Source organism: Phaeodactylibacter sp., assembly GCF_022763345.1.
Lineage (GTDB): Bacteria > Bacteroidota > Bacteroidia > Chitinophagales > Saprospiraceae > Phaeodactylibacter.
This window is the reverse complement of record NZ_JALEGS010000053.1, coordinates 98,058-116,629: the sequence shown is the minus strand read 5'-3', so window position 1 is coordinate 116,629 and position 18,572 is coordinate 98,058. Positions and strand designations below refer to the sequence as shown.

The following is an 18,572-nucleotide window of genomic DNA, read 5'->3' as shown; positions in this document are numbered from 1 at the left end:
GAAAGCATAACCTCCTTTGGTAGTGCTAATCTATGAAATTTTCAAAGAACTTGCTCAGATGCTAAACATAGCATCTGACATTGAGTAGGTTTGCTATAGCAAACCACTTAATCGTCAGTATAACAAAGCACAGCTGCGTATTTATCACGGCTATGCTTTGGAATGCGGCGGCAGGATTTAAGCTTTACTGCTTATGGAGCCGCTGCGTGGTCAGTACGTTATCATTTGAGCCTTTGATCTGCACGAGGTACATGCCTTTTGGCAAATCTCCAACGTAAAACTGCTGCTTTGCGTAATCGAGTTGAAACCGCTTCATCGCACGTCCAACAAGATTAAAAACCGTGATCTCTGTAACGCCTTGCGCGTCGGTAAGGCTGATGTAATCTACCGCTGGGTTAGGATAGACTTTTAAATCTACAGGGGTAGTAACTTCTGTGTAGGGAGGAAATGGCTTAATATTACTTTCCAGACCGGTCGAGGCAGAGAGGCTAAAGGTGGCTAACAGTAAAAACAGCAGGGGTAAAGTATGCTTCATATCGTGGGATTTCTAAACGTGCGTCGGGATAAAAGTCAGTTTTGATAAAAATAAGCGAAAATTCATTAAAATTCAAGCGATATGTTAAAATCGCTTAATTTGTTCAAGCTTCACACAATAAACCCAAATCAGCGCCTGCAAGTTCAGCAGGCCGCCCGGGATTAAGGTAATTTTAAAGCTTTTGCCGCACTTCCGGCATTTCTGGCCGCCCAGCCCGGCTGAAGACAGTGCTTCAGCCGGGGAGGAACGATCCTATTTCACTAGTGCGGCTAGACCGAATTATTTGATAGTATTTCCAAGCTTACGCCTTCTCTGGCGCATGGCCTTTAATTGTCAAAAATTTACGGCTCAATCCACTAATCCAGGTGCTCCTGGAAGTACTTTGCAAACTCAGCTACAGACATGGAGCCGACATCGCCATCGCCCTGCTTCCGCACAGACACAGCACCCGCATCTGCCTCCTTCTCACCTACGATGAGCATGAAGGGCACTTTCTTCACCTCGGCGTCGCGGATTTTACGTCCCACCTTCTCACTGCGGTCATCTACAGTGCCGCGGATATCATACTTCGCCAGTTCCTGCTCAATCTCAGCTGCGTAGTCATTGAAGCGGTCGCTAATGGGCAGGATAGTGTACTGCTCCGGCGCGAGCCACAGCGGGAACTTGCCGCCGGTATGCTCAATGAGGATACTGATGAAGCGCTCCATAGAACCAAAAGGCGCCCGGTGGATCATTACCGGCCGGTGTGCCTGATTGTCGGAGCCGATGTACTCCAGCTCGAAGCGTTCGGGCAGGTTGTAGTCCACCTGAATGGTGCCCAGCTGCCAGGAACGGCCCAGCGCATCTTTGACCATGAAGTCGAGCTTAGGCCCATAGAATGCTGCTTCGCCCAGCTCGGTTGTGGTCTTCATGCCTGCCTCCGCAGTGGCCTCAATGATCGCCCGCTCGGCATTGTTCCAGTTTTCATCTGAACCGATGTATTTTTCAGGCTTATTGGGGTCCCGTAAGGATATTTGCGCCGTGAAGTCCTCAAAGCCCATCTTTGACAATACCGTCTTGGTCAGGTCCAGCACATTCAGGAACTCGTCCTTCAGCTGCTCTGTAGTGCAGAAAATGTGGGCATCATCCTGCGTAAACCCACGTACGCGCGAAAGGCCGTGCAGCTCCCCGCTCTGCTCGTAGCGGTACACGGTGCCAAACTCTGCGATACGCAGTGGCAGGTCCCGGTAAGAGTGCGGGCGGTGCCCAAAAATCTCACAGTGATGCGGGCAGTTCATCGGCTTCAGCAGGAACTCTTCGCCTTCCTTAGGCGTCGTGATCGGGTGGAAGCTATCTTCCCCGTACTTTTCCCAGTGACCGGAAGTCACGTAGAGGTCCTTTTTGCCAATATGCGGCGTCGTCACAAGTTGGTACCCCCGTTTCTCCTGCTCCACCCGCAGAAAGTTCATCAGGCGGTCGCGCAGCTGATTGCCTTTGGGCAGCCACATCGGCAGGCCCTGCCCCACCCGGTCAGAAAACATAAAGAGCTCGAGCTCCGACCCCAGCTTGCGATGGTCACGCTGCTTGGCTTCCTCAATCATCTTTTCGTATTCGGTCAGCTCTTTCTGTTTAGGGAAAGTGATGCCGTATACGCGGGTCATCTGCTGCCGGTTCTCATCACCCTGCCAGTAAGCGCCCGCCACTTTGGTGATTTTGATGGCTTTGATGTAGCCGGTATCGGGCACGTGAGGGCCACGGCAGAGGTCGGTAAAGTTGCCCTGCTCATACAAAGTGATTTCTGCGCCTTCTTCTTTGCGCTTCTCCAGCAGCTCCAGCTTGTATTCGTCTCCTTTTTCCTGGTAGAACGCAACGGCATCCTCAATGGAAATCGGCTTGCGGACGTACTCGTTTTTCTGGCGGGCCAGCTCCAGCATTTTCTGCTCAATCTTGGGAAAGTCATCACTGGAAATGGTATGCTCACCGGGGTCTACGTCGTAGTAAAACCCACCGTCTGTAGAGGGCCCGGTACCGAATTTCACACCCGGATAAATGGCCTCCAGGGCTTCGGCCATCAGGTGGGCAGAAGAGTGCCAGAAGGTCGCTTTCCCGTCCTTGTCGTCCCACGTCAGCAACTGCACCGTAGCGTCTTCGGTGATCGGGCGGGTGGCGTCCCACACCTCACCGTTTACTTTTGCAGAAAGGACTTTTTTGGCCAGGCCGTGGCTGATCGACTTTGCGATGTCGAGCCCGGTTACGCCAGCTTCGTACTGTCGGACATTACCGTCCGGGAAAGTGATGTTAATCATGGTGATTTTAATGATTTTGTTACTGCTCCTTACGATTGGGCAGTAAAATTAGTTTCCGGCAGTGCGGAAAAGTGCGTTTTAAAGTGCGCAAAATTAAGGGATTTTGGGAGAGCGCCTAAATTTTACAGTGCTGGATTTTTACCTATTTTCACCTTGAGCAGTGGGCAAAACCCGTTGTGCATTTTCTTTTTCGAGAAGCCCTTTTAAAAAAATCAGCATGCGCAAAAAAGATGGGCTCCGGATTATCCTGGTATTCTTACTGCTGGCCGATACGGCCTACACCTTCCGGCAGCATCAAATGGAGCCGCTCGATGGCGATATGCCGAGTATTGTCCGGCCTGCCCCACACTACGAGCCTGTGCTGTCGGCCCCCTTTGGTTGGGCTGCCGCAACCGGTGAGGCTACTTACGCCTCCCCCAACCGTTTCTTCGTACACTGGGCGATGTACCACTATTTCCGGTGGGCACCGGCTACGCTGAACAGGTTTGTGGACAAGGTGAACAGCATTACGCTGAGCTCGGCTATAGCCAAAAGCGCGGCGCATCTTTTTTTGCTGCTGTTGCTGGCGGGTTTTGCTTCCCGTGGCAAAGGGTTGCCCTCTTTTTTGCTTGCCGCTGTGCTGATGGCTCCGCTCTTTCAGTCTGCCGGGTACTACAATCCTGTGATGGGCATCATTGAACCTTCGCCCACTTACACCTTTTTCTACGCCTGGCCATCCGTTTTACTATTGAGCTGGTTGGCTTTGGTCTGGCGGGCTTACGACAGGGGTGGAGCAGCACCATCTTTGGAAACGCTCAGTTTGTATGCCCTGACGCTGATCCTGCCTTTTACCGGCCCTTTAATTCCGGGGGTCATTGCGGTCGGGTTGCTCACCAGTGCGGGTTACGGCTTTCGCCAAATCGCGAGGCACAACCACGAGACAAGTGTGGTAAGTATGCGTGCCAAACTGCCGCTCCATCACTGGATAGCCATTGCCCTTATTGGAGTCTTAGGGGCATACAGCCTTTATCTCGGCACCCTTAGTACCGAACAGCAGGACAGCTTTGGGCTATGGGGCCGCTACCAAAAACTGCCGGCGGGCCTGTGGAAAATGCTGACCAATAAACCGGGGCTGTCCATCCTTATCTTGGGTATACTACTACAATTTGGGCTATTGCGCTGGCTGCAGGTGGAGGCCCGCAGGCCTTGGGCGAAGCAGGAAGTCCGTTTCCTCCTGGTGGTTATCCTTCTCTATCTTTTGCTGATCCCACTGGGCGGCTACCGGGACTACCGGCCGGATGTCGTTCGCCGGGATACGCTGCAGCCGGTATTGCTGATCCTTTTTTACCTGTGGGGGAGGAGTAGCCTGCTGCTTTTTAAATCCGCCCGGGTCAAAGCAGCCCACATCCTTCCTGCGCTGGGACTGCTGCTCCTTTTCACCATCGCTGATCTAACGGAAGTCGGGCACCTGTCTTGCCAGGAGCGCACCCTAAGGGCGATGTCGAAATCAGAAGAAGATACCATTGCAATAAGCCCGGACTGCCGGATACTGACCTGGCCCGCGATTCCCGGTCAGGACACCCGCCTGTCCGGCGAATTGCTGGTCATGTGGGGTATTTTGGATGAAGGGCAGCGCTTCAAATACGAAGACTAGTGGACTGTTTTGCACTAGCCTTTCTTCTTGAACTCCTGCAAGTTGGTAGCAATGCTGATGTGATTGAGCCCGCCCCCCAGGTGGAAGCTCTGATGCCCATAGTCAATGCGGAAGCGGCTGATTTTAACGCCCACCCCGAAGCTAAAGCCGGCCAGGCTACCGAAGTTATCCAGCCCGAGCTCCCGCCGCATGAAGTGGTTGTACCCAAAACGCAAGCGGAAATTTTCCCGAGCGCCCAGCAAAAACTCCCCATTAAAGACCAAGTGGCGGAAAAAGTTGTCAAACCAGATGCTCGACGGGCTTTCTTCCGTTTGTTCTTCCCCAAAAAATAAGAGTGACGGCTCTGCATTCGGGTCATCGTAGCGGATATTCCAGCGGTCGAGGAACCGGTAAATCACCGAAAAGCGGAAGGGCAGGTACTTCAACCGCTTGGAAATCCCAAACTGCATCTCAAAGGGCAGGGGCTCCAGGTTGTCTTCGGTGTAGTAGGTAACTTGCCGGCCCATATTGCGGAAAACCAGGGTGGCGGTCAGATTGCGGGCGGTATCAATATAGGTAGCCGCCGCATCTGCCCCCAGCCCGAAGGAAGAGTAGCCTGCCATTTGGGAGGTGATGACTTTCAGGTTGGCCCCGATCGCCAGGCGGTCGTAGACTTGTTTGCCCACGCCAAAGTTGATGGCATACTCAGCGGCATCAAAGGTGCCCAGCACTTCGCCCCGGTCGTTGGTCTCATCGAAAGTGCCGTAGCTAATGTACTGCACGCCCAGGTGGGAAGTCAGCCCCAGGGAATCGAAATGATGCCCGAAAGCCGCATACCCATGGCTAATGCCCGCCACATGAAAACTATGGTTGACCGCAATCTGCTGATGCATATCGGGATTGAGCGCGGCCGGGTTGCCCAGGGCCAGGTTCACATCGTCATCGCGCACCGTGATCAGGTTGCCGCCCAGGGCAGTGAGCCGGGCGGAAGGCGATAAGTTGAGAAACTCGTAAGTGTGCAGCCCGCCTAACTGCCCGTGCACATGTTGCGCAAGGAACAGAAAAGCCAGAGCCGTAAGGGCGTTAGGTAGAAATCTAAGTTGCATGCTATTGGTTTATCTCCAAAGTCTGTTTATTCTTCTCCTTCTCGTTTCCAGATCGTGCGGCAGATGCCTTGTTCGCAGTTCATTTTACGTTTGAGCTCGCCTTGCTCATCGTACAGCTTGAGCAGCCCGTGCTCATTGTCGCCATTGAGGTAAGCGCCTTCTGCTTTCAGATTGCCATTTTCATGGTACTCTATGAAAGGGCCGTTCTCGGCATTGTCTTCGAAGCGGACCCGCTCCATGAGCTGCCCGTTTTCGTAGTAGCGGTCCCAGTCGCCCATCATTTCATTGGCCTCATACTGCCCGGAAAGGTTGAGCTGCCCGGAGCCGTAGTAAGACCGGTAAGGGCCATCAAAAATGCCCTGCCGGTAGGTTTCGACAATTTGGGTATCCCCCGTTTCGAAGTAAAGTACCCGAAGCCCGTTGAGGGTATCATTTTCGTAGGTCGCTTCCTCCATCAGGCGGCCTTGTTCATCAAATTTTTGGTAGAGGCCCTGTTTGGCAAAGTCCTCCTTACTGCGCTGATAGCGCTCGGTGTAGCCATAGCTATCCACATTTTCGACTTGCTCAATCTTCGACTTGCAACCTGTGGCAAGGAGGAGTACAGCAGCGGTGGCTATCCAAATGTGCTTCATAGGTGTCTCTGTTTTTATGTATTCACCCTCCAAACAAACGCAAAATCGCAGGCTTCATTTTCGCCGGCCGAAAAATAACACTTTTGACTGCGGTCTGCATATAAACATTGGCATCAGAACAGGGAATTCCGTATTTTGGAAATCCCATGATGCAAAAACTGCGCAACATTTACCATTCTTTTCCAATACAGCTCCTGGTGTTGCACATCCGCAGCAACCACCTGCTGCTCGCGATGTGGGTGGTTTTCTTTCTGCTCGTTTCCGGTGCGCTGGCCAGCAAGCTCGGCTTTCAGTACCTCTTTCTGGACCCGGAATACCTCGGTGCCGTTAACTTTTGGAGTTTTTTTTTCGTGGGTATCGGGTTTGGCAGCTTTTTTATGAGCTGGAACCTGGCCATTTACCTCCTAAGCGCTCACTATTTTCCATTTCTCGCGTCACTTGCCCGGCCTTTCACCAAGTTTGTGATCAACAACCTGCTGCTGCCGCTGTCTTTTCTGGTCGTCTACCTGGGCATCATGGTCTACTTCCAGCGCTACTACGAAGGTCTTGTCTTCCGGGAAGTCACTTTGAATGCCGTAGGTTTTCTCAGCGGGATGTTCCTGCTGATTATCCTGTACTCCATTTATTTCCAATTCACCAACCGCGATATATCGTACTACGAAAGCCGGCCCGAGCGGCCGCCCCACCTCACTCGGGCCTACACGCCCGGCCGCCGGCAGGTGGACCTCGAGTATATCAAACTGGATAGTACAAGATGGCGGGTGGACACCTATCTGTCGGAATCGCTGGAGCCCCGCCTGGTCCGGAGTGTGGCGCACTACGATACCAAGATGCTGATGAGCATTTTCAAGCAGAACCACCTCAATGCGCTCATCCTTCAGCTCATCAGCATGTTGGTGCTGCTGGTGCTCGGCTATCTGGTAGATTATCCGCCCTTCCGTATTCCGGCCGGAGCCAGCCTGTTCATTCTGGCCAGTGTGCTAACGGCCCTCATCGGCGCGGTCATCTACTGGTTTGGAGAGTGGAGTGTGACGGTTATTATTGCGCTTTTGCTCGGCTTGAATATTCTGACCCGCAATGACAACTTCAACTACACCAATAAAGCCTACGGCCTCAATTACGAGGCCGCCCCTGCCGAATATTCTCTAAACCGCCTGCAGGAAGCCTGTAGCAGCACCCGCATTGAAGATGATAAAGCCGCAACGACAGCCATTCTTGAAAAGTGGAAAGCCAAGACAAGGGAGGAAAAGCCCTGGATGGTCATCCTTTGCTCAAGCGGGGGCGGGCTGAAATCAGCCACCTGGAGTATGCAGGTCGTCCGTACGGCAGACAGCCTGCTCAATGGGCAACTGCTGGAACACACGGTGCTCATTACCGGAGCATCCGGCGGCATGATGGGCATGACGTACCTTAGAGAGCTGTATTTGCAACAGCAGCAGGGAGAATGCGTGGATGTACACGATCCGCAGTATATTGATGATATCGCCAAAGACCTCGTTAACTCCATCGCTTTCACCATCGTTTCCAATGACCTCTTTATCCCCTGGGCGCCCTTTGAGATGAACGGCTACACCTACTATAAAGACCGGGGCTATGTCTTTGAGCAGCAGCTCAATGAAAACACGAACGGCATACTTGACCGGCGCCTGGAGGAATACCGGGAGCCGGAAGCATCGGCCACGATCCCTATGCTTTACCTGACCCCCTCCATCGTCAATGATGCCCGCCGGTTGATCATTTCCCCACAGGGTGTTTCCTACATGATGAAAGCGCCGGTGGGGCAGCGCTATCCCAAAGCGGTGGAAGTGGACGCAGTAGACTTTCGGTGGATGTTTCAGGAACAGGATGCCGGAAATCTGCGTATGCTCTCGGCGGTGCGCATGAATGCGACCTACCCCTACGTGCTGCCCAATGTATACTTGCCCAGCCGCCCCGGCATTGAGGTGATGGATGCAGGGTTTCTGGACAACTACGGTATCGTTTCTGCCACCCGGTTCATTCAGGTTTTCCGGGAGTGGATACTTGAAAACACAAGCGGTGTGATGCTGTTGCAAATCAGCAGTTCGGACAAGGTGGAAGAAATCACGCCAAGCGGTGGGCAGGGTATTGTTGAATCCATGTTCAATCCGCTCGGTATTGCCGGTAAAGTGCTCGTGGTGCAGGAGTTTGAGCACGACAACAGCTTAGGGTTTATGTATGACCTGCTGGGCGAAGAGCGCTTTGTGCAAATCCCGTTCTTTTACCGGCCTTCAGAGGATAACAAACTGGAAGCCTCGATTTCCTTCCACATCACGCAGCGGGAAAAAGCCGATGTGATGCGTGCCATGAACCATCCGTCCAATTTGTCGAGCCTGGAACAATTACAGCAACTCCTCTGCCCTCCTGCAAAACAAAAGTAGGGGTTAAGCTCTTCCCTATATTATATCTTTGAAACGGAGCGGCTGAAGCTACAGGCCAGACTCCTTGAATTCGAAAAGTTAACCGGATAAAATGAAGACGATACCTGCCTCCACCCTGGAGCAAGCAATGCACTACAACGAATACCGCCAGCTTATTGAAGAATTGCGTGCCGATGGTAAAACCACTGGATCTAACCACAGCGAGGCGATGCTGAACTATACAGACCTCAATCGTACCCGCATGAACCGCCTCGATAAAACAACAAAGCTAACTCCTGAGTCGCTTGAAGCACTGGAACAACTGGAAACGCCCATGACGATGCTCGTCTTGACCGAAGCTTGGTGCGGAGATGCTGCTCAGGTTATTCCGGTGCTGCAAAAAATGACAGAAGTCTGCTCCAATCTCTCTCTGGGGCTTATTCTGCGCGACGAGCACCCGGAAATCATGGATGCATTCCTGACCAACGGTGGCCGCTCTATTCCCAAAATTATTTTCATAACCGCCGAAGACCGGACTGTACTGAATACCTGGGGCCCTCGCCCGGCAGCCGTGCAGCAAATGGTGATGACGAACAAGGCCGCTATGCAGGAAGTTTCAGATACTGAAGTGAAGAAGGGCATGCAGCAACAAACTGCTATTGCAGTGCAAAAGTGGTATGCAAAGGATAAAACCAGGAGTATACAAGCCGAGATTTTGCAGGCAGTAGCCCAAAGTCAGGAAGTACCGGCACATTAGCCGATGGTACCAAAATGAACCAAGGCCCGTGCAGTTCAGTGCTGTTTAATCAGGATTAAGGAATTGCACGGTCCTTTTATTTATTAGGCTACAGGGGCATTTTTTCAGACATTCTGTCGGAAATCCTTCAGCAGTCCTGTATTTTCGCAGCGTATTCCAATCAAACGACTTTAAAACTGCTTATATGATCAACGTTGAGCTGCTCAAGAAAACATGTGAAACGCCTGGCGCACCAGGGTACGAACAGCGTATCCGGGAGTTCATCCTTGCTGAAGTCACCCCACTCGCAGATAAGGTAGAAGTAGATGCCATGGGCAATGTAATCGCCATCAAAAAAGGGCAGCAAGACAAGAAGGTTATGGTAGCTGCTCATATGGACGAGATTGGGTTCATCGTTACGCACATCGACGAGGATGGCTTCATCCGTTTCCATACTCTAGGCGGTTTTGACCCGAAAACACTGACCTCTCAGCGGGTCATCGTGCATGGCCGCAAAGACTTCATCGGCGTCATGGGCAGCAAGCCCATCCACCTGATGAAACCGGAGGAGCGCAACAAACAGCTTCCCATCAGCGAGTACTACATTGACCTGGGCATGCCCCGGGACGAAGTGGTGAAGTACGTTGCGGTAGGCGACTCCATTACCCGGGAGCGGGAGCTTATTGAGATGGGCAATTGTGTCAACAGTAAATCCATGGACAACCGGGTATCTGTGTTTATCCTGTTGGAAACCCTGCGGGCGCTGAAAGACCAATCCGTACCTTATGATATTTATGGCGTATTCACCGTACAGGAAGAAGTCGGGCTGCGCGGCGCCATCTCTTCTGCCCACCTAATTGACCCGGATTTTGGTTTCGGGCTTGACGTGACCATTGCCTTTGATGTGCCCGGTGCACAAGCGCACGAGTACGTCACAAGTCTTGGCAAAGGGGCCGCTATTAAGATTTTGGATGGCATGACAATCTGTGACTACCGCATGGTCAATTACATGAAAAAAACAGCTGATGCGCACAACATCCCCTGGCAACCGGAAGTGCTGCCTGCAGGAGGTACCGATACAGCCGGCATTCAGCGCTACGGCAAAAAAGGAGCGATAGCTGGCGCCATTTCCATTCCGCTTCGCAATATGCACCAAACCATCGAAATGGCCAATAAGGCTGATATTAAGCACTGCATCGACCTGCTGACCCACTGCCTGAGCGAGCTCCATCAATACGACTGGAGCTTCGAAAATGTGAATGGCAACCGCTCCAAGCCGGCAGCGGGCGACAGCTATGACTTTCTTTAATCCGCTATGAGAGCAAAGCAAATCTTTATGGGGACCGTCATCCTCGGGGCGGGCGTTTACTTTGGGTCCAAGTATATGGACACGGTGGAACGGCTATTCGATGATGCCGCTTCCGGGTTCTTCGTTATCCTCATTCTACTGCTATTGGGCCTGATGATTTATCGGGTGTTGTCAAATTAGCAATCCATGCAGGAAATCATTGACCTCAGCCAGGAAATTTATTCGGGTATGCCGGTGTACAGGAGGTTACCACCTGTGCAAGTCGAGCCCTACGCCACCCATGAGGAATGGGCAGGGGAAAAAGACCCCAAGACGCAAACGCCAGCGGTCAACCGATTGGATATGGGGGAGCATACCGGCACCCACGTAGATGCCATCAGCCACATGGGCAAGGCCTACGCCGACCAATCTATTGAGACCATGCCGCTTTCCACCTTCTACACGTCTGGTTTTTGCCTGGACTTTTCCCACAAAGGGCTTCAGGCACTTATTGAACCCGACGAAATAGCAGCAGCCTGTACCTCCTGCGGGCAGGAAATCAAAAAAGGGGACACCCTTCTTTTTCATACCGATCATTACCGGCGTGCATTTGGGACGCCAGCGTGGGGTAAGGGCCCCGGGCTTAGTGCCCAAAGTGCCAGATGGCTTGGCGAGCAGGGTATTGCTGCTTTTGGAGTGGAAACCATGGCACCCGGTGTTTCCGGGGTTTCTAACCGGGCTGTTCATGATATCTGTGGCGAATTGAACTTTACGCATTACGAAAACCTCGTCAACCTTCATCTGCTCCTGAATCGCGGGCGCTTCCGATTTATCGGTTTACCGCTCAAAATTAGGGGCGGAACGGGCTCACCGGTCCGGGCCATCGCCGTTTTTGAAGAATAACGACTCTTGCCAAAAGTGGCGCAAGCGATCAGGACGATACCAGCCCCGTCCGCTCAGCCACCGCCAGCAACTCACTGACCATCATAGCCGTAGCGCCCCACAGGATTTTACCCTCCACATCAAAGTATGGCACGCCCTTGAGCGTGATGTTGGCGGCCAGTTGCAAATTTGTTTTGCGTTGGGTGGCAGGATTGGACAGGTGGCTGAACGGGACTTCCAGAATGGTGCGTACCTCCTCTACATCCGGCACAAATGCCGGGCGGCTATCCGTGAAGCCCACATAGGGGTGTACCTGAAAATTGCTTACCGGGATATACAGCTCTGTCAGTTTGCCCAAGACTTCAATTGTATCAACGGGAACGCCTACCTCTTCCTCAGTTTCCCGCAGCGCTGTTTCCTGCAAAGAGGCATCCGAGTCTTCAAACTTCCCACCCGGAAAGCTGATCTGCCCGGCATGCCGGTCGTGCCCATGGTGGGGCTGCCGTTCGATAAAAACGAGGTGCCAATCGGACTGATGAGGATAAAACAAAGCCATAACACCGGCCTGACGAGCCCCTGGAGGGGGCGTCACCGCCTGCTGCCGTACAACATGCGCCATACGGAATTGCGCCTCTTGCCCGGGCAATGGATGCCTGAGCTGGTCTGCGATAGCCTGAATAAATGAATGCTGCATATCCATTTAACTCTGAAGGGCATTGAATAGTTGCACAACAGCACAGCCCCAAAACACAGGTTGTGCTCTGGGGCTGTTCAGGGTCTTTCCCGATCAAGCGCGACCTTTGTGGTTAAAGGTCTTTATTGGAAATTTCCAGGTATTTCTCCAAAGCGGTGGCCATGGAGGTAATGCCCGGTGCAGGTACTTTGATATTGATGGTCAGGCCCTGCTTTTCCACCTCTTTGCTGGTGGAATTGCCAAAGACTGCCATGCGGGTATCGTTCTGTTTGAAGTCCGGGAAGTTTTCGTAAAGTGATTTGATGCCAAGCGGGCTAAAGAACACGAGGACATCGTAGGTCACATCGCTGAGGTCAGACAAATCGCTGCTGACCGTTTGGTACATCATAGCATCCTGCCAGTCAAAGCTGTTTTCCTTCAAATAAGAGCTCACCTGCTTGGCCCCCAAATTGGAGCAAGGCAGCAGGAACTTTTCTTTTTTATGCTTTTTCAGGGCAGGTGCCAGGTCCTGAATGGTCCGCTTGCCCACAAAAACTTTGCGTTTGCGGTAAACGATAAACTTCTGCAGGTAATTCGCTATAGCCTCAGACAGGCAGAAGTACTTCATATCCTGTGAGACCTTGATCCGCATCTCTTCGCAAATGCGAAAATAGTGATCAATCGCATTTTTGCTGGTCAGGATCACTGCAGTATACTCATCAGGCTTGATTTTGGCTTTGCGGAATTCCTTAGCCGAGACGCCCTCTACATGAATGAACGGCCGCCAGTCGATGGTCAGGCCGTATTTTTGTTCTAAATCGTAGTAGGGAGATCGCTCCGGCTTTGGCTGGGATATCAGGATGGTTTTTACCGGCTTGTAAGTCTCTTCTTGTACTTTGCCATTTGCTGCCATGCAACAACAATTTTTGGGTTTTGCCCACTGTGCGTTTGATCTAAAGCAAGCTGTAGCACAGTTCCTGAACGAGGTTTTTAAATTAGGAAGTTGTTAATCCTTTTACCAAGATCAGGACAGGAGCGATTTCAACGGTGCAAATATACAACAAAAAGTGAAACTTATGAAAGGAGAGAAAGCGGCCGGCAGAAAACAGGCTGCGCAGAAACATGAATAAATAAACGCCGGCAATGACTGCGAAAATCAGATAAAGCATAGGTGTTTTAAGGCTATCGGGCCCGTAGGCAAAGAGCCCGTTGCCAATGATGAGGGCGATGCCGAGGATCAGATTGAAGACCACAATCGTCATGTTATAGACCCGGATTTCCTTTTCCACAGGGAAAACCAAACGAATGTAGGTCAGCAGCAGGTGTTTGCCGATCCAAAACACAATAATGCCCAGCACGCACATCAACAGGCTGATCCAGGGCGTCTCCGCAACCGGGATTTCGAAATACTCCGTCAGAAGAAAAACGAAAAAGCCTGCAGACAGCATGTAAAGCCCGTAAAACAGGTAATACGGCAGACCGCCGCCCCCTTCCCTTTCCCGCTGTAGCTGGTTGAGCAAATTATCATTTAGAAATGCCCGGTAGGCCCGGCCCAGCTGCGCTCTGAAAAGCGTGATCAATACCGTGAGCAACAGCAGGCTTCCAACGGTCGTAATAAAGACAACCCGGTTGAAGCGGCTGTCAATCGTCACAACCGGCTTGGAGGAAAACCCGGCATCAGGGGGAGGCAATACCCGGTCACTGGGCTGTGCTTCGGGGCTGGATGGCACTATATCGAAGGGGTTGCCCGTTACCGGTGTGGTACTGCCCAGGGTATCGGCACCCTCCGTGGCAGAGAGCCTGGGCGTGAGGTCAAAGGGGTTGGCTTGCGCCCAAACGCCTGACGCGATCAGCACTGACAGCAGGCTAACGAGCAGGAAACGGGTTGATATGTGGGCCAGCTTTTTCACAGTCCTTACAAAGGTAGCGCACTGACTGGAATAATCCATAGCTTTTTACCGGACATTCTGCCTGATTTGTTAGACAGAACTGAACCCGCCCGGGTTTGTTAAAGAGCTGTTAACCGTTTTTTTATCCCCGAATGGACTGGTAACTTGTACTGAATTTCACTTTAGCGACCATCAATGAAAAACAGCCTGATCTTCCGGGTTATCCTTTTGGGTGCCATAGCCATTGCCGGCATCATTGGCATGCAAGCCTATTGGGTGATCAATACCTGGAATATTAATGAGGAAGACTTTAGCAAAAAGGCAAGCCTTGCGCTTTACCGTACAGCCTGCGGCCTGGCTGACCTGAGCGGGGGCGACCTGCCGCCCCGCAACATCGTCAATCAGCGCACGACCAACTACTATGTGGTCAATATCGATAGCGAAATCGACGACGACCATCTGGAATACTTTCTGCAGAAAGAGTTTGAACGTCTGGCGCTTTACGTCGATTTCGAATACGCCGTTTACGATTGTACGACCAATGAGATGATGTATGGCAATTACTGCAGCTTCAATCCTGGCAAGCAAACGGACCTGACCGAGCTTGGCGACCTGCCAAAAGACGATAAATTCACCTATTACTTCAGCGTGAAATTCCCCAATCGGTCCGGCTATCTGCTGGGCAAAATGCAGCTTTCCATTTTCTTCTCTGCCATTCTGCTCATCGTCCTGATTTTTTTCGCCTACTCCATGTTTATCATGCTGCGGCAAAAGCGGCTGTCTGAACTGCAGAAGGACTTCATCAACAATATGACGCATGAGTTCAAGACACCCATTTCTACTATAAAAATTTCGGCAGATGTTTTCCAAAATGCGCCCGAAGTGCAAAACAACCCGCGGCTGCTGCGCTATGCCACCATCATCAAAGAACAAAACAAACGCCTCAACAGCCAGGTAGAGAAAGTGCTGCAACTGGCCCGGATCGAGCAGGGGAATTTTGAGCTCAAGCAGGAACAATTTCCCGTTGCCGAAGCACTAAGTGCCATCGTCAACAGCACGGCGGTACAGGCAGAAAAGCAGGGCGGCACGCTGGAAAGCGACATCCGGCTCGGGGATACTCATATTGAGGCGGACCGCCTCCACTTTACCAACATCCTCCACAACCTGCTCGACAACGCGGTCAAGTACTGCTGCGAACGGCCGGAAATTCGCCTGTCGGCCTATGCCTCAGATCAGCAGGTTACCATTAAGATAGAAGATAAAGGCGTGGGGATTTCCAAAGAGCATATGAGCCGGATTTTCAGCAAATTTTACCGCGTGCCCACCGGTAACGTTCACAAAGTAAAAGGTTTTGGGCTCGGATTGTACTATGTAAAAAGCATCTGCGACGCTCAGGGTTGGCAGCTTAATATCGAGAGCAGCCCGGGCGAAGGTACTAGCGTTTATTTGCACATTCCAGTTCTTCAACCGGGCTTCCAAAGCTGGTGGCACCAACTTCGTACTTTCTTTTCGAGGTATCTTCGCAGAACGGCCACCCGGCTGACCAATGCCTAAAAGCCAATTGCATTTATGAAAGCACACCTTTTATACGTTGAAGATGACGAAAGCCTGAGCTTTGTGACCCGCGACAACCTGGAACTTCAGGGTTATCAGATCACCCATTGTGCGACCGGGAAGGATGCCCTGCACCTGATTGATGCCGAATCGCCTGACATAGATCTCTACATTTTGGATGTGATGCTGCCGGACATTGATGGTTTTACGATTGCCCGCCGCATCCGCGAGCAGGACACCCACACCCCGATTTTGTTCCTGACCGCCAAATCGCTGAAAGAAGACCGGCTTAAAGGGCTGCGCCTGGGGGCTGATGATTATATTACCAAGCCATTCAGTATTGAAGAGCTTATGCTTAAAGTTGAGATCTTTCTGAGGCGCAGTCAGATAAAGCTACCGGATAACGCTTCGGAGTATGCATTGGGGCAGTTCCGGTTCGATTACCAAAACCTTCTGCTCAAAGGGGATGGGGAGCCGCGGCAGCTTACACAAAAAGAGGCAGACCTGCTCAGGCTTTTCGCGGAGCAACGCAATCAGGTGATCCGCCGCTCCGATATCCTGAAAAAACTTTGGGGCGAAGATGACTACTTCCTGGGGCGCAGCCTTGATGTGTTTATTTCCCGCCTCCGCAAATACCTGCGTAAGGATACGCAGCTCAAAATTGAGAATATTCACGGGGTTGGATTCCGGTTGAAGGAAGAAAATGAGTAGGCTGTTATCGCAAGGATGCACTAAGCTACAAGCTACTTCAAGCGTACACGGGTACCAATCAGAACCGACAGCGAATTGATCCGGTCGTTGTTTGGCCCCAAGCCATCAACATTTTTGAAATAATGCACGGAATGCTGATAAACTGGCTGTACGAAAAGGCTCCAACGCTCTGAGAAGTACCGTTCGGCTCCAAAGCCAAAGTTGAGCGTGAGATAGGCATTATCCTTAAAGTTGCCTCCTTCAAACCAGCCTTGCCCATTGCGCCGGATGCGGTCAATTTCAGACTCCCCCCCCGGCCCATCGGTCACCGGTGGCGGCATTGCTGGCAGGAAGTCAAACTGAGGCGCTTCTGCCGTGTAGTAATTGGTTTGGAAAGCGACCTGTACAGACCCGCCCCCCAAAACGTAAGCCCGCCATTTATTGCGCTGCCAGTAATCGTAACGAATATGCAGCGGAACGCTAAGCATATTCAGTTCTGTCGTGCGCAGCTCATCACCACGCAGCCCCGATAACAAACTACCCCTTACGTAAACAATACCCACCGGGTAATAACGCGCGGCGTAAATGGCTCCGGTTTCAACTTCCAGACGGCCGAAGTCAGCACTTAGGGACAGACCGCCGCCATATCCTATTGCCGCCCGCTCAAGGCTTTCCGTCAGTCGTTTTTCGGAGCTTGCCGGTACCAGGATATGGTTGTAATCCGCACTGCCAAACATGCCCACCAGTAAAGTGGGCCGTTTCTTTATGCGCCTGACTTTGGTATCTCCCAAATCAGCTGCAGGCTCCGCCAGCGTCTCAAAGGGCAATCCTGGAAGCAAGGTTAAGGCAGCCCTATCAAACATGGGATTTTCCATTGCAGCCATAGGGCCTTTGAGGGCGGGGAAGGGCAATGCTGAAGCTTCTGCCACAGCATTGGAGCGAAGGCTTTGCGGGGGTTCTGTATCTGAAAGCTGGGGTAAAGGAGCCCAGGTCCGGCTTTTTGCTGCTGCCGTACCCTGAGCAATTGCTTCATTGACCGGTTCTGATAACGCACTTTGGCTTAGCAAGTTGTTGCGCTTGTCAGCCTCTTGGGACGGTTGCCCCTGCTTTGCTGCCAACAGGTCAGAGCTGGACATTGGATTGTCCATAGAAAGCCCCTGAATTTCGGCAGGCGTTTCTTTTTCAGATTGATGACCTGCCGGCACATCAGTGTAAAGAGGTTTTCCGTCAGGTTGACTGCCCGCGACCGGTGTCCCCAGTTTCGGCAGGTACTGCCAACAGGTGATGAAAAGCAGCAGGAAAAGTGCCAGCTCCATAGACTTGTAGCGGAGTACGTACTGCGGCCAGGTAAACCACTCATTAAGCTTAGCTTCCATACGAGCCCAGTGAGCAGGCTCATAGGGCACCTCATACTGATGCATCTTGCCAAAGATCACCTCGTCCACCTCACGTGGGTCAGCTTCTGCCGGACCCGCATCAAGGGCCTCCGCCGCGTCAAGCTGCTCCTCAAAAGCCGACCAATCTGGCGCACCGGTTTCAGGCCGGAGGTTGGTCATCTTCTGGCGGATTTGTTCATCAAAATGGTGATCTTCTCTTTTCTTCATATCCTTTATAGTCGTTCGCTCAGTATTTCTTTCAGTTTCAACCGAGCTTTTACCAGGTTCGACCTGGAAGTGCTTTCTGTTATATCAAGTAGCTCTGCAATTTCTTTATGTGCGTACCCTTCGATCACATACAAATTAAAAACGGCGCGGTAGGAAGGCGTAAGCTCCTGTATGGCTTCGAGTATTTCCTGCTCCGTGCAGCGGCTGATCGCATCCGGGTCATTGGTACTGATGTCATACGCCTCGTCCATGTCCTCAGTGCGGCGGCGGCTGTTTTTACGGTAGTAGTCAATTGCCGTATTGACCATAATGCGCCGAATCCATGCAGAAAGCGACGTCCCCGGTTTATACTTGCCGACGTGCCGGAAAACCTTGATAAACCCTTCATGCAGAATATCAAGTGCTTCTTCCTCATCGGTAGCATAACGGAGGCATACGCCCATCATCCGGCTGTAGTACTCTTCGTACAACACCTTCTGAGCCCAGCGCTCCCGGCGAACGCAGGCCTGTATCAAGCCTTTTTCATTGTTTTCTAAGGGCAAAGCGATATCCATGTATGTTCAATTAGCCCAAATTACCCTAATTCAGCAAAAGATACAACCGGGAAAGCAGGTATGCTTTGTCTTTTCTATGCTAAATAGAGTTAGATGATGATGTTTACTTCAAATATCAAGGCGTAATGTAGCTAACCTACAGTTAAGAACGCTT

The 18,572-nt window shown here is 51.8% G+C and carries 17 protein-coding genes; 8 read left to right on the top strand and 9 right to left on the bottom strand.

What is annotated here, in order from left to right:
- Positions 1-184 precede the first annotated feature (184 nt).
- Both MRY86_RS15245 and thrS read right to left on the bottom strand, forming a co-directional pair.
- On the bottom strand, positions 185-535 hold the full coding sequence (locus MRY86_RS15245; RefSeq protein WP_293569688.1) for a T9SS type A sorting domain-containing protein: 351 nt from the start codon (positions 533-535) through the stop codon (positions 185-187).
- Positions 536-891: 356 nt separating this feature from the next.
- Positions 892-2,820, bottom strand: a complete 1,929-nt coding sequence (gene thrS / locus MRY86_RS15240) for a threonine--tRNA ligase (protein WP_293569686.1) — start codon at positions 2,818-2,820, stop codon at positions 892-894.
- Between the two features lie 217 nt (positions 2,821-3,037).
- Between thrS and MRY86_RS15235 the strand changes: the two genes are divergently transcribed.
- Complete coding sequence (locus tag MRY86_RS15235) at positions 3,038-4,453, top strand: hypothetical protein (RefSeq protein ID WP_293571606.1); 1,416 nt, start codon at positions 3,038-3,040, stop codon at positions 4,451-4,453.
- Positions 4,454-4,467: 14 nt separating this feature from the next.
- Here MRY86_RS15235 and porQ read toward each other — a convergent pair whose 3' ends face one another.
- Positions 4,468-5,538 (bottom strand): type IX secretion system protein PorQ, encoded by a 1,071-nt coding sequence (gene porQ, locus MRY86_RS15230; protein WP_293567248.1) that lies wholly within the window; start codon positions 5,536-5,538, stop codon positions 4,468-4,470.
- A gap of 26 nt (positions 5,539-5,564) precedes the next feature.
- On the bottom strand, positions 5,565-6,170 hold the full coding sequence (locus tag MRY86_RS15225; RefSeq protein ID WP_293567247.1) for a hypothetical protein: 606 nt from the start codon (positions 6,168-6,170) through the stop codon (positions 5,565-5,567).
- A 146-nt stretch (positions 6,171-6,316) separates the two neighbouring features.
- Here MRY86_RS15225 and MRY86_RS15220 point away from each other — a divergent pair, with 146 nt between their 5' ends.
- The 5 genes from MRY86_RS15220 to MRY86_RS15200 all read left to right on the top strand — a co-directional run bounded on the left by MRY86_RS15220 (position 6,317) and on the right by MRY86_RS15200 (position 11,475).
- On the top strand, positions 6,317-8,569 hold the full coding sequence (locus tag MRY86_RS15220) for a patatin-like phospholipase family protein (RefSeq protein ID WP_293567246.1): 2,253 nt from the start codon (positions 6,317-6,319) through the stop codon (positions 8,567-8,569).
- Between the two features lie 91 nt (positions 8,570-8,660).
- Positions 8,661-9,305: a thioredoxin family protein gene (locus MRY86_RS15215; protein WP_293567245.1), complete on the top strand. Its 645-nt coding sequence runs from the start codon at positions 8,661-8,663 to the stop codon at positions 9,303-9,305.
- Positions 9,306-9,489: 184 nt separating this feature from the next.
- A complete protein-coding gene (locus MRY86_RS15210; RefSeq protein ID WP_293567244.1) occupies positions 9,490-10,593 on the top strand; it encodes a M42 family metallopeptidase in 1,104 nt (367 codons plus the stop codon).
- A gap of 27 nt (positions 10,594-10,620) precedes the next feature.
- Positions 10,621-10,773: a hypothetical protein gene (locus MRY86_RS15205; RefSeq protein WP_293567243.1), complete on the top strand. Its 153-nt coding sequence runs from the start codon at positions 10,621-10,623 to the stop codon at positions 10,771-10,773.
- Between the two features lie 6 nt (positions 10,774-10,779).
- Positions 10,780-11,475 (top strand): cyclase family protein, encoded by a 696-nt coding sequence (locus tag MRY86_RS15200; RefSeq protein WP_293567242.1) that lies wholly within the window; start codon positions 10,780-10,782, stop codon positions 11,473-11,475.
- A gap of 28 nt (positions 11,476-11,503) precedes the next feature.
- Here the strand turns inward: MRY86_RS15200 and MRY86_RS15195 are convergent, their stop codons facing one another.
- The 3 genes from MRY86_RS15195 to MRY86_RS15185 all read right to left on the bottom strand — a co-directional run bounded on the left by MRY86_RS15195 (position 11,504) and on the right by MRY86_RS15185 (position 14,076).
- Positions 11,504-12,148, bottom strand: a complete 645-nt coding sequence (locus tag MRY86_RS15195) for a CoA pyrophosphatase (RefSeq protein WP_293567241.1) — start codon at positions 12,146-12,148, stop codon at positions 11,504-11,506.
- A 112-nt stretch (positions 12,149-12,260) separates the two neighbouring features.
- Entirely contained in the window at positions 12,261-13,040 is a 780-nt protein-coding gene (locus tag MRY86_RS15190) for a uroporphyrinogen-III synthase (protein WP_282777309.1), read from the bottom strand.
- Positions 13,041-13,122: 82 nt separating this feature from the next.
- Complete coding sequence (locus MRY86_RS15185; RefSeq protein ID WP_293567240.1) at positions 13,123-14,076, bottom strand: DUF4271 domain-containing protein; 954 nt, start codon at positions 14,074-14,076, stop codon at positions 13,123-13,125.
- Between the two features lie 135 nt (positions 14,077-14,211).
- Here MRY86_RS15185 and MRY86_RS15180 point away from each other — a divergent pair, with 135 nt between their 5' ends.
- The gene (locus MRY86_RS15180) at positions 14,212-15,570 is read left to right on the top strand and encodes a HAMP domain-containing sensor histidine kinase (protein ID WP_293567239.1); all 1,359 of its coding nucleotides are present in this window, start codon (positions 14,212-14,214) and stop codon (positions 15,568-15,570) included.
- A gap of 15 nt (positions 15,571-15,585) precedes the next feature.
- On the top strand, positions 15,586-16,281 hold the full coding sequence (locus MRY86_RS15175; protein ID WP_293567238.1) for a response regulator transcription factor: 696 nt from the start codon (positions 15,586-15,588) through the stop codon (positions 16,279-16,281).
- Positions 16,282-16,313: 32 nt separating this feature from the next.
- Here MRY86_RS15175 and MRY86_RS15170 read toward each other — a convergent pair whose 3' ends face one another.
- The gene (locus tag MRY86_RS15170; protein WP_293567237.1) at positions 16,314-17,864 is read right to left on the bottom strand and encodes a hypothetical protein; all 1,551 of its coding nucleotides are present in this window, start codon (positions 17,862-17,864) and stop codon (positions 16,314-16,316) included.
- A 5-nt stretch (positions 17,865-17,869) separates the two neighbouring features.
- Positions 17,870-18,418, bottom strand: a complete 549-nt coding sequence (locus MRY86_RS15165) for an RNA polymerase sigma factor (RefSeq protein WP_293567236.1) — start codon at positions 18,416-18,418, stop codon at positions 17,870-17,872.
- Between the last annotated feature and the right edge of the window lie 154 nt (positions 18,419-18,572).

Coding starts and splice junctions, on each gene's coding strand:
- MRY86_RS15245 (WP_293569688.1), bottom strand. CDS start 535: ATGAAGCATACTTTACCCCTGCTGTTTTTACTGTTAGCCACCTTTAGC.
- thrS (WP_293569686.1), bottom strand. CDS start 2,820: ATGATTAACATCACTTTCCCGGACGGTAATGTCCGACAGTACGAAGCT.
- MRY86_RS15235 (WP_293571606.1), top strand. CDS start 3,038: ATGCGCAAAAAAGATGGGCTCCGGATTATCCTGGTATTCTTACTGCTG.
- porQ (WP_293567248.1), bottom strand. CDS start 5,538: ATGCAACTTAGATTTCTACCTAACGCCCTTACGGCTCTGGCTTTTCTG.
- MRY86_RS15225 (WP_293567247.1), bottom strand. CDS start 6,170: ATGAAGCACATTTGGATAGCCACCGCTGCTGTACTCCTCCTTGCCACA.
- MRY86_RS15220 (WP_293567246.1), top strand. CDS start 6,317: ATGATGCAAAAACTGCGCAACATTTACCATTCTTTTCCAATACAGCTC.
- MRY86_RS15215 (WP_293567245.1), top strand. CDS start 8,661: ATGAAGACGATACCTGCCTCCACCCTGGAGCAAGCAATGCACTACAAC.
- MRY86_RS15210 (WP_293567244.1), top strand. CDS start 9,490: ATGATCAACGTTGAGCTGCTCAAGAAAACATGTGAAACGCCTGGCGCA.
- MRY86_RS15205 (WP_293567243.1), top strand. CDS start 10,621: ATGGGGACCGTCATCCTCGGGGCGGGCGTTTACTTTGGGTCCAAGTAT.
- MRY86_RS15200 (WP_293567242.1), top strand. CDS start 10,780: ATGCAGGAAATCATTGACCTCAGCCAGGAAATTTATTCGGGTATGCCG.
- MRY86_RS15195 (WP_293567241.1), bottom strand. CDS start 12,148: ATGCAGCATTCATTTATTCAGGCTATCGCAGACCAGCTCAGGCATCCA.
- MRY86_RS15190 (WP_282777309.1), bottom strand. CDS start 13,040: ATGGCAGCAAATGGCAAAGTACAAGAAGAGACTTACAAGCCGGTAAAA.
- MRY86_RS15185 (WP_293567240.1), bottom strand. CDS start 14,076: ATGGATTATTCCAGTCAGTGCGCTACCTTTGTAAGGACTGTGAAAAAG.
- MRY86_RS15180 (WP_293567239.1), top strand. CDS start 14,212: ATGAAAAACAGCCTGATCTTCCGGGTTATCCTTTTGGGTGCCATAGCC.
- MRY86_RS15175 (WP_293567238.1), top strand. CDS start 15,586: ATGAAAGCACACCTTTTATACGTTGAAGATGACGAAAGCCTGAGCTTT.
- MRY86_RS15170 (WP_293567237.1), bottom strand. CDS start 17,864: ATGAAGAAAAGAGAAGATCACCATTTTGATGAACAAATCCGCCAGAAG.
- MRY86_RS15165 (WP_293567236.1), bottom strand. CDS start 18,418: ATGGATATCGCTTTGCCCTTAGAAAACAATGAAAAAGGCTTGATACAG.